Source organism: Marinobacter shunpengi, from assembly GCF_045449715.1.
In the GTDB taxonomy this organism is placed as follows: Bacteria; Pseudomonadota; Gammaproteobacteria; order Pseudomonadales; family Oleiphilaceae; genus Marinobacter.
This window is the reverse complement of record NZ_JBJJLA010000018.1, coordinates 22,219-37,545: the sequence shown is the minus strand read 5'-3', so window position 1 is coordinate 37,545 and position 15,327 is coordinate 22,219. Positions and strand designations below refer to the sequence as shown.

At 60.3% G+C, this 15,327-nt stretch carries 12 protein-coding genes; 4 read left to right on the top strand and 8 right to left on the bottom strand.

The annotated features are described in order from the left end of the window. The first annotated feature begins 22 nt into the window (after positions 1-22). Positions 23-1,405, top strand: coding sequence for an L-serine ammonia-lyase (locus tag ACJO3T_RS12620; RefSeq protein WP_406978681.1), 1,383 nt, complete (start codon positions 23-25; stop codon positions 1,403-1,405). A 27-nt stretch (positions 1,406-1,432) separates the two neighbouring features. Here ACJO3T_RS12620 and ACJO3T_RS12615 read toward each other — a convergent pair whose 3' ends face one another. The 6 genes from ACJO3T_RS12615 to ACJO3T_RS12590 form a co-directional block, all read right to left on the bottom strand. After that, complete coding sequence (locus ACJO3T_RS12615) at positions 1,433-4,003, bottom strand: GcvT family protein (protein WP_406978680.1); 2,571 nt, start codon at positions 4,001-4,003, stop codon at positions 1,433-1,435. Positions 4,004-4,135: 132 nt separating this feature from the next. After that, complete coding sequence (locus tag ACJO3T_RS12610) at positions 4,136-4,369, bottom strand: formate dehydrogenase subunit delta (protein ID WP_406963200.1); 234 nt, start codon at positions 4,367-4,369, stop codon at positions 4,136-4,138. Then, a complete protein-coding gene (gene fdhD / locus ACJO3T_RS12605) occupies positions 4,362-5,213 on the bottom strand; it encodes a formate dehydrogenase accessory sulfurtransferase FdhD (protein ID WP_406978679.1) in 852 nt (283 codons plus the stop codon). Before fdhD ends, ACJO3T_RS12610 begins: the two co-directional genes overlap by 8 nt. Positions 5,214-5,229: 16 nt before the next feature. After that, positions 5,230-8,145, bottom strand: coding sequence for a formate dehydrogenase subunit alpha (gene fdhF / locus ACJO3T_RS12600; RefSeq protein WP_406978678.1), 2,916 nt, complete (start codon positions 8,143-8,145; stop codon positions 5,230-5,232). 24 nt (positions 8,146-8,169) lie between these two features. Continuing rightward, positions 8,170-9,708 carry a formate dehydrogenase beta subunit gene (locus tag ACJO3T_RS12595; protein ID WP_406963203.1) on the bottom strand — a complete coding sequence of 513 codons (1,539 nt, stop codon included), beginning with the start codon at positions 9,706-9,708 and terminating at the stop codon, positions 8,170-8,172. Between the two features lie 16 nt (positions 9,709-9,724). Further along, on the bottom strand, positions 9,725-10,216 hold the full coding sequence (locus ACJO3T_RS12590) for a formate dehydrogenase subunit gamma (protein WP_406963587.1): 492 nt from the start codon (positions 10,214-10,216) through the stop codon (positions 9,725-9,727). A gap of 138 nt (positions 10,217-10,354) precedes the next feature. On the opposite strand from ACJO3T_RS12590, the gene ACJO3T_RS12585 reads away from it, so the two are divergent. Next, positions 10,355-11,431 carry a substrate-binding domain-containing protein gene (locus ACJO3T_RS12585; RefSeq protein ID WP_406963204.1) on the top strand — a complete coding sequence of 359 codons (1,077 nt, stop codon included), beginning with the start codon at positions 10,355-10,357 and terminating at the stop codon, positions 11,429-11,431. A 130-nt stretch (positions 11,432-11,561) separates the two neighbouring features. Here ACJO3T_RS12585 and ACJO3T_RS12580 read toward each other — a convergent pair whose 3' ends face one another. Then, positions 11,562-12,164 (bottom strand): TetR/AcrR family transcriptional regulator, encoded by a 603-nt coding sequence (locus ACJO3T_RS12580; protein WP_406978677.1) that lies wholly within the window; start codon positions 12,162-12,164, stop codon positions 11,562-11,564. A gap of 102 nt (positions 12,165-12,266) precedes the next feature. On the opposite strand from ACJO3T_RS12580, the gene ACJO3T_RS12575 reads away from it, so the two are divergent. Beyond that, positions 12,267-13,007 carry an SDR family NAD(P)-dependent oxidoreductase gene (locus tag ACJO3T_RS12575; protein WP_406978676.1) on the top strand — a complete coding sequence of 247 codons (741 nt, stop codon included), beginning with the start codon at positions 12,267-12,269 and terminating at the stop codon, positions 13,005-13,007. Between the two features lie 36 nt (positions 13,008-13,043). Continuing rightward, entirely contained in the window at positions 13,044-14,030 is a 987-nt protein-coding gene (locus ACJO3T_RS12570) for an oxidoreductase (RefSeq protein WP_406978675.1), read from the top strand. A 23-nt stretch (positions 14,031-14,053) separates the two neighbouring features. Here the strand turns inward: ACJO3T_RS12570 and ACJO3T_RS12565 are convergent, their stop codons facing one another. Further along, positions 14,054-15,310 carry an aspartate aminotransferase family protein gene (locus tag ACJO3T_RS12565; RefSeq protein WP_406978674.1) on the bottom strand — a complete coding sequence of 419 codons (1,257 nt, stop codon included), beginning with the start codon at positions 15,308-15,310 and terminating at the stop codon, positions 14,054-14,056. Positions 15,311-15,327: the final 17 nt, after the last annotated feature.

Sequence of the window (15,327 nt, the reverse complement as noted above, 5' to 3'; positions counted from 1 at the left end):
TCCCCCGGCAGGAGTCAATGAATTGTCTGTCAGTCTGTTTGAGCTGTTCAAGGTAGGCATTGGTCCGTCGAGCTCCCATACGGTCGGGCCCATGGAAGCCGCGCGCCGGTTTGCCGAGGCCCTGGAACGGGAGCAGCTGTTGGCATCTGTGCACCGGCTCAAGGTGTCCCTGTATGGCTCTCTCGGTGCCACTGGCAAGGGCCATGGTACTGGTCCGGCTGTGATCGTGGGGTTGGAGGGAGAACGGCCCACCCAGGTCAACCCTGAGGAAATGCCGGCCCGTCTGGAGCAAATCAGACACACCGGCAGGTTGTCTCTGGCAGGACAACACCAGCTTCGCTTCCGGGAATCCAGCGACATTGTGTACTACCGCCGGAAATCATTGCCGGAGCATCCCAACGGCATGATCTGCCAGGCGTTTGACCAAGAGGGGCAGTGCCTGTGCGAAAGAACCTATTACTCGGTCGGGGGTGGATTCGTGGTGGATGCAACCGTCAACAACCCCTTGAGAATTCGAGAGGACGACACTTCGCAGCCGTACCCGTTCAGCAGCGGCAAGACGCTGTTGGCCCTTTGCCGGGAACATGACCTGACCATCGCCGACATCATGCTGGCCAATGAGCAGGCCTGGCGCACCCCTGCAGAAATTCGTAGTGGTATTATAGAGTTATGGCAAGTGATGCGGGCATGCGTGCAGAGCGGTATTCGTCACGAGGGGGAGTTACCCGGCGGCCTCAAGGTCCGGCGCAGGGCGGCGTCATTGTACCGGTCGCTGATGGACAAGCAGCGAGTGGATCTCATTTCACCGTCTTTGAGTGCACTGGACTGGGTCAATCTTTATGCCCTGGCGGTCAACGAGGAGAACGCTGCCGGGGGGCGGATTGTAACCGCCCCCACTAACGGCGCAGCGGGCATTATTCCGGCGGTGCTCCATTACTACTGGGAGTTCTGCCCACAGGCGAATGAAGACGGCATCGTGTGTTTCATGCTGAGCGCCGGGGCGATTGGCGTTCTGTTCAAGGAAAATGCGTCCATTTCCGGGGCCGAAGTGGGTTGCCAGGGAGAGGTTGGTTCGGCGTGCGCCATGGCGGCTGCCGGCCTGGCGGCGGCTACGGGCGGGTCACCGGAGCAGGTGGAGAATGCCGCCGAAATTGGTATGGAACATCACCTGGGCATGACCTGTGACCCCATCGGCGGGCTGGTGCAGATACCCTGCATCGAGCGTAACGCCATGGCCTCGGTGAAGGCCATCGACGCCGCCATTATGGCCTTGCGGGGTGACGGCAAGCATTATGTCTCCCTCGACAAGGCACTCCACACCATGAGGGAAACCGGTCGCGATATGATGGATAAATACAAGGAAACGGCGAGGGGCGGATTGGCGGTCAACATCATCGAATGTTGATCGCCAGCCGCGACAACGGACTACCGGTCAGGACCTGACCCGTTCGTTGTCCGGATCAAACAGCGCCCGGTATCCCACTGCCTCGATACGGATGGGGTAGTGCTCCTGGAAGTATTCCAGAAGCAGTTCCCTCCCTTCCTGGGCATACTCAACGGGGATGTAGCCCAGCAGGATGATCTTGCCCACCGAAGGTCCCCATGCCGCGCTGGTGTTATAGGAGCGCCTGCCATGGCTGTCCACCAGAACCTCGCCGGTCTGCGGGTCCAGAATGGGCCATTGGCCAACCGGATAGCGCAGCACGCCATTGGCGTCCCGGTGGTCGGTCATGGTCATGGTACACAGGTACGCCGCCTGACGGGTCCAATCCCGCTGTTCAAGGTAAGCGGCCTTGCCGTGGAAATCCGCGTCCTTGACTTTGGGCCGCTGTAGCCCGGCTTCGTACAGGTTGTATTCGGTTTCCAGGTCCACATTCTGCAGGCGCAGGCTCTTCTCCAGGCGCCGGGTATTGGCGTAGGTCTCGATGCCCACCGGGGTGACGCCGGCTTCGTAGAGCAGGTCCCAGACCCTCAGGCCGTAACTGAACGGGAAGTAGAGTTCCCATCCCTGCTCGCCGACATACGAGATCCGGAAGGCCCAGACCGGAACCCCCTGAACGTTCAGCTCTCGCGCAGTGGCAAAGGGGAAGTTCTCTGCCGACAGTTCGTCCGGGTCGGTGACAAATTGCGCCAGGGTTTCCCGGGCCTTCGGGCCCCAGAGCCCCAGGGTTGCCAGCTCGTCGGTACGATCCTGAATATGGATGTGGATCAGGTGTCTCTCCCGTGCAATGCGTTTGATCCAGCAATGGTCCCGGTGGCCGGTATCGCCGCCGCAGACCACCCGGTACTCGTTGTCGCCCCGGCGAATAATGGTCAGGTCAGAACGGACGCCACCACAGGCATCAAGGAAGTGGGTGTAGACGCCTTTACCATGGGGTGTGGTGCTGCCAACTTTGGCCACCGACAGGTATTCCAGAAGTGTTTCCGCGTCGCTTCCGGAGACGTCGAAGATGGCGAAGTGGGAGAGGTTGATCATGCCCACCGATTCGCTCATCTCCAGCTGCTCGGCGTTGGACACTTCCCAGAAATGCCGTGCGTCCCACTCATGTTCCCGTACCGGGATGCGGTCGCGGTATTTCGCCAGCAGGGTGGACTCATTGGCAGCGTAACCGTGAGCACGCTCCCAGCCGGCGGCCTCCATGAAATAGGCGCCCAGCTCAACTTCCCGCAGGTAGAACGGGCTGGTCCGCATTCTGCGGCCGGTCAGGTAGGGCTCCCGGGGATGAACCGCCGGTGTGTAGATCTTCTTGGCGGTTTCGTAGCAGCGGTTGTACACATAGTCCGGCGTTTTCTGCAGCGGGTAGTGGCGGGCAATATCAATGCTGTGAGGGTCCATGTCCGGCGAGCCATGGGTCATCCAGTCCGCCAGAACCTTGCCCGCGCCAGGACCATCCTTGACCCAGACCGCTTCGCAGAACCACAGGTTGCGCACTTCCGGGGATTCACCCATCAATGAGCCGCCATCGGGCGTCACCGACAGCAGGCCATTGAAGGAATGCTTTTCCTCCCAGCCCAGCTCGCCCAGGATCGGGGTCATTTCGATGGCTTTTTCGTAGGCGTCCATGACCTGTTCGAGGGATAGATCCCGCATGGACGGTGACATTCGCGCCTCGCCGGGCTCGGCGATGGCACCAGGGTAGACCAGTCGCGGGTTTTCCGCTTCGTAATAGCCCCACTCAACACGACCACCTTCGGTGGTAGCAGGGTCGCCGGTATCCCGCACGTAGGCAGAGTTGCCCTGGTCGCGGAACAGCGGATAGACAATGTGTTTGCCGGTGCCGGCCAGTTCCTCCCAGGGGCCGAAGAAGAGCAGGGGATGTTCCAGTGGCATCAGCGGCAGGGGCGCATTGGCGGTGCCTGCCATCAGTGGCCCCCATATGCCCATTGAGAGCACCACGTATTCAGTTTCAATGTAGCCCTTGTGGGTTTCAACGCCGCGTACCTGGCCGTCCTGGACATCAATGCGGATGGCCGGGGTGTAGGCAAAAGCCTGCAGCTTACCGGTGGCGACCGCTTCCTCCACCAGGTCGCCGGCGACTTTCTGGGAACGGGGCACTACCAACCCTGCGTCCGGGTCCCACATGGCGCCCTGGATCTGACTCTCATCCACCAGCGGAAACAGCTCTTTCGCCTGCCTGGGCGAGATCATGCTGACGTTGGTACCAAACGCTTTCCCGGAGCCTACCTTGCGGCGGAGTTCGTCCATGCGCTCGTCATCGTCGATGCGAGCCACCTCCATGCCGCCGCATTTCACATAATTGCCACGTTTTTCATAAAAGGCCTGGCTGTACCTGGTGGTGTAGATGTTCAGCTTGTCGTGGGAGGTGGTGAAGCAGAAGTCCGAGGCGTGGGAGGTGGAGCCGATGTCTGTGGGAATGGCGGATTTCTCCAGCCCTACGATGTCATCCCAACCTTGCTCAATCAGGTGGTGGGCTACCGATGCCCCGACGATACCGCCCTGGCCAATGATGACGACTTTCGCACGTTCTGGTAGCTGTGCCATCTTGTTCCCCTTTACCCACAATGAACGCCAGCGCCGCGCTTCGGCTTTGGTTCAATGTGACCCTGATTGGCCAGGGGAGATAAATCCAATACGACACCAAGTCGTCCAAAAACGGCAGAGGCCAGACCGGATTCAGGATGGCTGGGGCACCGTCAGTCGTTTGACCGCCAGCCTGGAAACCGTTGACAGTTCGATCCCGTCAGATTCCGCGTAATCGATAATGTCCTGCTTCATGCTTCGGGCCCAGAACTTCTTTATGTGGGTCGCGACCACCTCGGCGGCCTGATCTTCATCGCCATGGTGGAGGTTATTGTCGCTGATCTGGTTGATCATCCTGATCAGATTCTGCAGCTTCTGGTCACTCATCCTCGCATTCCTCAGAAGGTTGGTCATCGCCACGGTTGTAGATCACGTGCCGTCCGGGACGGGCAAAACCAACCAGCGTCATACCAGCCTTTCGCGCCTCTCCGACAGCCAGGGCCGTGGCCGCAGAGACCGCGACCAGGCAACCGATACCAACACTGGCGCTTTTCTGCACCATCTCGAAGCTGGCACGGCTGGAAATCAGCGCAAAGCCGTCATCAAAGGCTGTATCGCCGCGTTCCCGTATACGTGCACCAATCAGTTTGTCCAGTGCGTTGTGGCGACCGACATCTTCCCGGGCCAGCTCAATGCGGCCCTGGTTGTTGCACCAGGCGGCGCCGTGAGTGGCCCCGGTCTGTTTCTGCAGGGGCTGGTGGTTCCGAAGATTGCGCAGAGCCTGCTGTACCAGATTGTCATCCGGTACCGTTTGAACCGGTACCCGGGGTATCGCCCGGACGGCGTGGGCCAGGGACTCGGTGCCACACAGCCCGCAGCCGGTCCGTCCTGTCATGTTCCGTCTCTGTTCCCGCAACCGTGCAAAACACTCGCCCGCTATATGCATCTCGATGGAAATGCCGTCTTCCGCCATCACCACATCCAGTTGGAACAGTTGGTCCGAGCGGTCCAGGACGCCTTCAGTGAGGCTGAAGCCCAGCGCAAAGTCCTCCAGATCGCAGGGGGAGGCCATCATTACCGCGTGGGAGACGCCGTTGTACACCATCGCCACGGGCACTTCTTCGGCCACAAGGTCCTGCGCTGGTGCGCCCTCAATGCCACCACAAACCTCCACGGCAGTCTGACGGACCGCCGGGAAATCTTTGGGCGAATCGGGGCCTGTGGCTGCCATGGCAGCGAACTCCGGACTACTTGAGCGTCGGCGCATCTGACGGCTCCATGTGGCTGGCCGCAGGTTTCAGTAACTTGAGCTGACGCTGGTCGAACTGCTCGAAATGGCGCTGCCATTCCGACGGCTGGGACACCTTCTCCACCTGCACCGCCGTTACCTTGTATTCCGGGCAGTTGGTGGCCCAGTCAGAGCTGTCGGTGGTGATCACGTTGGCACCACTGCCCGGATGATGGAAAGTGGTGTAAACCACGCCCGGCAGCATCCGGTCGCTGATTCGCGCCCGCAGAACCGTCTGTCCCACGCGGCTGGTGATACCCAGCCAGTCGCCCTCGCGAATGCCCCGGAGTTCCGCGTCGCTGGGATGGATCTCCAGCACATCCTCATGGTGCCACTCACTGTTCCGGGTACGACGGGTCTGAGCGCCGACGTTGTACTGACTCAGGATACGGCCCGTGGTCAGCAGCAACGGGAACCTGCGGTTGGTTTTCTCCTCGCTGGCGACATACTCGGTCACCGCGAACCTGCCCTTGCCGATCGGGAAGTCGAGCATGTGCATGGTCGGCGTGCCGTCCGGGTGTTCCTCGTTACAGGGCCACTGGATACTGCCGAGCTCGTCGAGCTTCTCGTAACTGACGCCGGTGAACGTTGGCGTCAGCCGGGCGATCTCATCCATGATTTCGGAGGGGTGGTTGTAGTGCATGGGGTAGCCCAGGGCGTTGGACAGGGCCATGGTCACTTCCCAGTCTTCCAGGCCCGCCACCGGCGCCATTACCTTGCGTACCCGGTTGATGCGGCGCTCGGCGTTGGTAAAGGTGCCGTTCTTCTCCAGGAAGGTGGAGCCCGGCAGCAGCACGTGGGCGTACTTGGCGGTTTCGTTCAGGAAGATGTCCTGCACGATCAGGCAATCCAGCGATCTGAGAGCCGCTTCCACATGCTGGGTGTTGGGATCTGACTGGGCAATGTCCTCGCCCTGCACATACATGGCCTTGAAGCTGCCGGCAATGGCAGCATCGAACATATTGGGAATCCGCAGCCCCGGTTCGTCGTCGATGGCCACGCCCCAGTCGTCCTGGAACCTGGCCCGCACGGCCGGATCGCCTACATGCTGGTAACCGGGAAGTTCGTGGGGAAAGGAGCCCATATCACAAGAACCCTGAACATTGTTCTGGCCCCGTAGTGGGTTAACGCCGACACCTTCACGTCCAATATTGCCGGTGGCCATGGCCAGGTTGGCAATGCCCATTACCATGGTGGAGCCCTGGCTGTGCTCGGTGACGCCCAGGCCGTAATAGATGGCACCGTTGCCCGCCTCGCCGTAGGCGAGGGCGGCTTCGCGTACCCGTTCGGCGGGGACGCCGGTCACGGCCTCCAGGGCTTCCGGAGAGTTGCGCTCTTCAGCGATAAACTCACGCCACTGATTGTACGGCTTCGGATCACAGCGACTTTCGATAAATGCCTTGTCTTCCAGGCCTTCGGTCACAATCACATGGGCCAGGGAATTGATCATGGCCACATTGGTGCCCGGGCGTAGCGGCAGGTGAAGGCCCTCGGTGCCGTGGGGCGTTTTCAGCAGGTCGATACGGCGCGGGTCGATCACAATCAGCTTTGCCCCCTGGCGCAGGCGACGGCGCATCAGGGAGGCAAACACCGGGTGCGCATCGGTGGGGTTGGCACCAATTACAACGATGGTGTCCGCTTTCATCACCGAATCGAAGGTCTGGGTACCGGCGGACTCGCCCATAGTGGTCTTCAGGCCAAAGCCGGTAGGGGAGTGACACACCCGCGCGCAGGTATCGGTGTTGTTATTGCCAAACGCCGCCCGGATCAGTTTCTGCACCAGGTAGGTTTCCTCATTGGTGCAGCGGGAGGATGTGATGCCACCAATGCTTTCCCGGCCGTATTTGGCCTGGGTGTCCCTGAGCTTCTTCGCCGAGAACCCGATAGCCTCGTCCCAGGACACAACCTTCCAGGGATCGTTGATCGAGTCCCGGATCATCGGTTCCTTGATGCGATCCTTGTGGGTGGCATAGCCGAAGGCAAAGCGTCCTTTCACGCAGGAGTGGCCATGGTTGGCGGCGCCACCCTTGTAGGGCACCATGCGTACCAACTGGTCGCCTTTCATTTCCGCCTTGAACGAGCACCCCACACCGCAGTAGGCGCAGGTGGTCACCACACTGTGCTCGGGCTGGCCGGCGTCGATCACGCTCTTTTCCATCAGCGTGGAGGTGGGGCAGGCCTGTACGCAGGCACCGCAGGACACGCACTCGGAATCCATGAACGGATCGTTCTGGCTGGCAGCCACCTTGGAGTCGAAACCGCGGCCTTCGATGGTCAGGGCAAAGGTGCCTTGTACTTCCTCACAGGCACGCACACATCGGGAGCAGACGATGCACTTGCTGGGGTCGAAGCTGAAGTACGGGTTGGAGTCGTCCACGTCCGCATCCAGGTGGTTCTCACCCTCGAAGCCATAGCGCACCTCCCGCAGGCCCACGGCACCGGCCACATCCTGCAGCTCGCAATTGCCATTGGCCGGGCAGGTGAGGCAGTCCAGCGGGTGGTCGGAGATGTACAGCTCCATGATGTTACGCCGGAGCTTGGCCAGCTTGCCGTTCTGGGTGGTGACCGCCATGCCTTCGGAAACCGGCGTGGTACAGGACGCGGGATACCCCCGGCGACCCTCGATTTCCACCGCGCACAGGCGACAGGAGCCGAATGCTTCCAGATTATCCGACGCGCACAGTTTGGGGATATTGATGCCCGCCAGGGTTGCCGCCCGCAGCACCGAGGTGCCTTCGGGCACTGCAATGTCGGTGCCGTCGATGGACAGACTGACCAGGGTTTCAGAGGTACTCGGCGGCGTCCCATAGTCGATGTTCGGGTTCAGGCCGCTCCTGCCGGGATCGGTCTTACTCGGGTCGTAATAGTGCAACATTGTTGATGCCTCCACTCGAGTCGGTCAGGCTGACAGGTCGTCCGGAAAATGTTTCATCACACTCTGAACCGGGAACGGTGTCATACCGCCCATCGCACAAAGAGAGCCGTCAACCATGGTCTCGCACAGCTCTTCCAGCAGGACCAGGTTGGCCTCGCGGTTCTTGCCGGCGCGGAGTCGGTCGATCACCTCAACACCACGCACCGAGCCGATCCGACAGGGTGTGCACTTGCCGCAGGACTCCACGTTGCAGAACTCCATGGCGAAACGGGCCTGCTCGCCCATGTCCACGGTGTCGTCAAACACCACGACACCGCCGTGGCCGATACCCGCGCCGAGTTGGCCAAAGGCCTCGTAATCCATGGGCGTGTCCCACTGACTCTCGGGCATGTAAGCCATCAGCGGCCCGCCCACCTGGACGGCTTTCATGGGCCGACCGGTGAAGGTGCCACCGCCAAAGTCTTCCAGGATATCCTTCAGGCTGACGCCGAACGCCAGCTCGATCAGGCCACCCTGACGGATGTTGCCTGCCAGTTGGATCGGTAGCGTGCCCCGGGATTTACCCATACCGTAATCCGCATAGGCCTGACCGCCCTTGGCGAGAATGAAAGGTACTGCAGCGAAGGACAGCACGTTGTTCACCACGGTCGGCTGGCCGAACAGGCCCTTGATGGCCGGCAGGGGCGGTTTCGCCCGCACCATGCCACGCTTGCCTTCCAGGCTTTCCAGCAGGGCCGTTTCCTCGCCACAAATATAGGCGCCCGCCGCCAGCCGCACCTCCAGGTGGAAGGCACGGCCACTGTCCCGGACATCTTCGCCCAGGTAGCCCTCAGCCTCGGCACGCCGGATAGCTTCATCCAGGATGCGATGTGCCACGGGGTATTCCGAGCGCAGATAAACAAATCCGTGGGTTGCGCCCACCGCCAGCCCGGCAATGGCCATACCCTCGATCAGCATGTAGGGATCGCACTCCATCGCCAGCCGGTCGGCGAAGGTGCCGGAATCGCCCTCGTCGGCGTTACAGACAATGTACTTCTGCTGTTGCCAGGGCTCATCGTGCACCGTCTGCCACTTGATGCCGGTGGGAAAGGCCGCACCACCGCGGCCGCGCAGGCCAGAGGCTTTCACTTCATCCACAATCGCCTGGGGAGACAGCAACACGGCCTTGTCCAGCCCGTCGAAACCGCCATGGGCACGATAGTCGGCGATGGACAGCGGATCGGTGATGCCAATGCGGGAAAACGTCAGCCTCTGCTGGCGTTTGAGGTAGGGGATGTCCGCCACCGGGCCGAGAAACAGCGAGTGATCGGATTGGCCCTCGAACAGGCCTGCCTCGACCAGCCCCGGTACATCGTCCGGTTCGACCGGGCCGTAACCGATACGCCCGGTGGCCGTCTCGACTTCCACCAGGGGTTCCAGCCAGAACAGGCCACGGGAGCCGTTGCGCACCAGTTCGATATCCACGTCCCGGGTACCCGCGTAGTGCTCAATCAGCCCTGCCACCTCGTCCGCGCCCATGGACAGCGCGGTGGTGTCGCAGGGCACATAAACTCTTGTCGCCATGATAATGCTCCTGTCACTACCGGATATCCAGCGTGGCCGTGGTGAGCTTGTCCACAAGGCAATCAAACTTCTGCGGAGTGACCCGGCCGTGAACGTCATCGTTCACACGGATAGAGGGTGCGCAGGCGCAGTTACCCAGGCAGTACACCGGTTCCAGGGTGAATTCGTTATCGGCGGTGGTGCCGTGATAATCCACACCCAGACGGGCCTTGATGTGGGCTTCCAGGGCACGACCGCCCATGGACTGGCAGGCCTCGGCGCGGCAGACGTGAATCACCTTGCTACCAACCGGGTGCGTGCGGAAATAGTGGTAGAAGCTGATCACCCCGTGCACTTCGGCGCGGGTCTGTTGCAGCGCTTCGGCAATGATGGCCACTGCACCTTCGGGAATGTAGCCGACCCGGTTCTGGATGGCATGAAGGATGGGGAGCAGGGCGCCGGGCTTGTGCTTCAGGGCGTCCACTTCGTCCCGGATCATGTCAGGTGTCCAGTCGCCGATGCCGGGCATCGTGGCGCCACCCGGATGTTGGTTTATCTGCTCTGACATATGCATGATCATTCCTATCTGTTTTTATTCTGGTACAGTGCATAAACTGCAATATCTATACGCTAGCACTCCATTGCGCCCTACGGAATATGAACTCACATGCATAAAAAGAAGCTTTCCATCTCACCTGCCTGGGTTTTCCGTACCGATGAAGGGGATCTGTTTGAGCCGGTGCTGTTTCGATTGCTGGAAAGCATCCGCGATAGCGGGAAGCTCACCTCCGCATCCACCTCCGCCGGCATTTCCTACCGGCACGCCTGGAACCTCCTGAACCGGGCCGCCGACACTTTTGGCTTACCACTGGTTGTGATGCGCAAGGGTCACGGCACCGAACTGTCTGCCCTGGGTGAAAAGCTGCTCTGGGCCGACCAGCGGGTCAAGGCACGGCTGGGCCCCCAGATCGACAGCATGGCCTCCGAGTTCAACGACCAGATCCAGCAACTGCTGGCGGGGCAGCACCCGGTGCTTCGCCTGCACGCCAGCCACGGTTATGCCGTGGCCGTGCTGCCGGAATTTTCCGATCAGGTTGAAATCAACCTGCAATACCGCAACCCGGAGGAAGCACTGACCGCCCTCAACCGGGGCGAATGCGACCTGGCCAGCTTTCACTTTCCCACCTGCCCGGAACGCGCCCGGGAAATCATGGCCCACTACCAACACCAACTGGCCGGCAACCGGTTCCGGCTGATTCGTTTTGTCACCCGGCGCGAAGGCCTGATGGTGCGAAAGGACGCCCCGGTGAAAGTCAGCAGCCTGGCCGAGCTGGCCAACTCCGGGCTCCGCTTTATCGGTCGCGACCGACACTCCGGCACCCGTATCCTGTTCAACCTGCTGCTGCGCCAGGCCGGGCTTGCAGAGGACAGCATCAACCGCTCGCCCCAGCATGAGTTCACCCACACCGCCGTTGCTGCTTTCGTGGCGTCCGGAATGGCGGACGTGGGCTTCGGCGTGGAAGCGGCCGCCAGCCAGTTCAATCTCGATTTCGTGGAGATGGCCTGCGAACATTACCTGCTGCTATGCCGTGAAGACCGTCTGGAGCAGGGCGATCTGTCCCATCTGATCGAACTGATACGTTCACAAGCCTTCATCGACCGCATCCATGATCTCCCGGGCTATGAGCCGGACAACCCCGGAACCGTCACTACCTTCGAGCAGTTGCTCGCCGGTAATGGCTGAACCGGTGGATGTAGTGGTTCAATGATTCCGGGCACCCTCTGGATCGTAAATTTGCAGTAGAACGCCTTAACCAGGCCTGGTGTGATGACACCGCCTGCACGGGATCAGTTGACCACTACACAGGTGAGCTCTACCCCGTCATCGCCTCCCAACCCGCCATGGCGCAGTCTGCAATTGCCCTGAGGGTGTCGTAGTCAGCCCCGTCGGCGGCCTGAATCGACATACCATGCTGCACCGTTGCGAAATACCTGGCGATCGCCTGGGAGTCCAGACTGGAAGGCAGCTCTCCTTCAGCTTTGGCCCTCTGGATACGTTGATGTAGCTGATCAATATTGGTTTGACGACGGCCCCGAAGTTCCTTGCAAACGGCAAGGGGAGCGCCGTCGCTCTGCGGTGCCGCCATCACGATCATGCAACCTCTTCCGGGCTGGTGGTGGCTAAAGGCCTCTGCCGTGGCGTATAGAAAGTCGCGAATACCCTCCCGTGCGGTGGGTGCTTGCTCAAGATGAGCCCAGATCCCACTAGCCATGGTCTCTGCGTAGTGGTCGACTACTGCCCTGAACAACCCCTCCTTACTGCCAAACGCAGCATAGACACTGGGTGGTCTGAGCCCCATGGCCGTTGTCAGATCAGCCATGGAAGCGTGCTCATAGCCCTTGCTCCAGAATACTTCCATAGCGCGGTTGAGCGCTTCCTCCCGATTGAAGCCACGGGGTCTGCCACGTCCTGCCATCAGCTCACACCTTTAATGTAGCGATCATTAAAAAATAATTGACATCACCTGTGTCGGTCATTTTAATATGTATCGATTGTTAAATAAATAGAGGGATTGGGTATGACGAATTTACGTGGAAAAACTGCTCTTGTTACCGGTGGCGGACGTGGCATCGGTTCCGCCATCGTAAGGCAACTGGCCGCTGAGGGGGCCGCTGTAGCGCTTACCTATAACCGCTCCGCGGAGGCGGCCGAAGCACTTGTCGATTCAATACGAAAGCAGGGCGGCCATGCCCTGGCGATCCGCGCAGATAGTCGGGACCCAGAGGCGGTCGCCGTTGCGGTGTCCTCTGCTGCGAAGGAGCTCGGGCGACTGGACATACTGGTCAACAATGCCGGAGTGCTTGATGTGGCGCCGATTACTGATCTCACCCTGGAACAGTATGAGCGCACCATGGAGATCAATACCCGTTCCGTGTTTGTCGCCAGCAAGGCGGCTGTAGAGCAACTGACTGACGGCGGCCGCATCATCAATATTGGCAGTAACCTGGCCGCTCACGTACCCGGGCCTGGCATCAGTCTCTATGCAATGAGCAAGTCCGCTCTGGTAGGTCTGACCCGAGGCATGGCCAGAGATCTCGGCGATCGGGAGATTACCGTAAACCTGGTGCATCCGGGCGCTACCAACACCGATATGAATCCGGCGGATGGGAAAACCTCTGATCTGCAACGCAGTCTGCGTGCCATAAAAACCTACAACAATGCTGATGAGGTGGCATCCCTGGTGAGCTGGCTTGCCGGCCCCAGTGCACGATCCGTCACCGGGTCAGAGTTCGTGGTGGACGGTGGCGCCAACGCATAACACTACGTTCCCCTGAACATAAGGAAAGGTATTGACATGAATATGAATGTAAACCCCAAGCAGCTGGTCACTGCCGCCGCGAATCGGCACCGGTGGAACTCCAGTGACATTCCCGATCAGACGGGCCGCACTGTGCTGGTTACCGGAGCCAACAGCGGGCTCGGCTACCTCACCAGTCTGGAGTTGGCCAGGCACGGTGCCCATGTGATCATGACGGCCCGGGATATGGATAAGGGGCATCGGGCCCGTGCCAACATCCTGGCAACGCATCCCGGAGGCAGCGTCGAGCTGCATCACCTCGACTTGGCCGACCTGGATGAAGTGAAGGCATTTGCCGGCCAACTGCTCGATGGGAAAAAGCGCGTGGACGTACTGGTCAACAACGCTGGTGTCATGATGCCGCCTCACTCTTTGACCCGGCAAGGCCATGAACTGCAGTTTGGCGTAAACCATCTGGCGCATTTCGCGCTCACAGGACTCTTGCTCCCAATGTTGCGGGAGGGGCGCGACAGCCGGGTTGTAACCATCAGTTCCGATCTACACAAACGGGGCCGCATCCACTTCGACGACCTGACAGGTAGCCGCAACTACAGCCGTGTTGCCTACTACGCGCAGTCAAAGTTTGCCAATGTCCTGTTTGCACTGGAGCTCGACCGCCGTCTCGCCGCTACAGGACTGTCGATCAAGAGCGTGCTGGCACATCCCGGTTATTCAGCGACGAATCTGCAGATGAGTGGCCCAAGCGGCATCCTCAAAATGCTCTTGCGATTCGGCAACCGTTTTCTTGCGCAGACAGCCGAAATGGGCGTACTGCCTCAACTCTATGCTGCCACAGCGCCGGAATCGGGTAGCGGTCAGTTCATTGGCCCGGATGGTCGGAACGAGATGAAGGGCTATCCGACAGTGGTGCAACCTGTCGATGCCGCACGCGATAAAGATCTCGCCGAACGATTGTGGCAACTCTCTGAAGATCTCACGGGCGTGCGTCCGGATTTCTCTGGCATGGAAGACAGCGGTGTATGATGGGGAAGGGCAGCTTCAACTTCCTAGATCCGGTTGCAGGCACTCTGAAATATCTCAATCGCTTCATGGAGCTGCTGCCGGTTAACAATAAGAGGAGGAAGCCAGCGAACGATGTTGCCGTGCACGCCGCAACGCAGTAACAGCAGGCCTTCCTCCTCGCAGGCCTTGATAAGCGCTTCAGCACGTGAGGGGCTGGGCTGGCCATCGTGATCAACAATGTTGACCGCCTGCATCAAGCCGATGCCCCGAACATCATGAATAATGGGGCATAGCCCAGAGAGCGCTTCCAGTTGTTGCCTGAGAAAACGGCCGGTCTCGCGCGCGTTGTCCACGAGGCGCTCGGACTCAATCACATCGAGGGTGGCGAGGGCGGCCGCGCAGGCCACGACGTTGCCGCCGTAGGTCCCTCCCTGGGATCCGGGCCAGCCTTTTGCCATGAGTTCCCTGGAGGCACCCATAAAGGACAGGGGCATGCCGCTTGCCAGCCCTTTTGCGGACACGAGAATGTCGGGCACCACCCCGGAGGGCGTGTGGGCCCAGTAACTTCCGCTTCGGCCATTTCCACACTGGACTTCGTCAAAGATCAGCAGGATGCCATGTCTGTCACAGCGCTCACGCAAGCCTTGCAGGAAGGCAGCGGGTGCCGGGACAAACCCCGATTCTCCCTGAACGGGTTCGATAATGATGGCGGCGGTTTCCTCGGGCGTGCTCTGGGTTACCAGTATCCGATCAAGCTCACGGAGACAGAAATCGGTTGTTCGGCCCTCGCTCCATCCATACCAGTACTGGTCCGGGAAGGGGGCGATAACCGCGCCTCCCATCATGGGCTGGACGCCATGCCGAACCTTGGCGTTCGAGGAGGTCAGCGACAGGGCGCCCATGGTGCGGCCATGGAAGGCCCCCTGGAACGCAATGATATTGGTCTTGCCGCTGGCCTGCCGTGCCAGGCGCACTGAAGCTTCAACGGCTTCGGTGCCGGCGTTGGAAAAGAAGAATGAGTTGATACGGGACGGGGTCAGTCCATCGAGCCGTTCGGCGAGGTTCAACAGTGGAGAATGGCGTACAATGGCATACTGGGCGTGAATCAGCTTTTCCGCCTGGTCCTGAATGGCGTTTACCACGGTGGGATGGCAGTGGCCGGTACTCAGGACCCCAATACCGGAGGTGAGGTCAAGGTACCTTCGACCGGACTCATCCACCAGATAACAGCCTTCACCGCTGGCCGCTTCCAGCGTGCTGGATTGCTGCAGAAGAGGGGATAGGTTGCTGCTTTGATTCATGTTTTGTCTCCAATCCT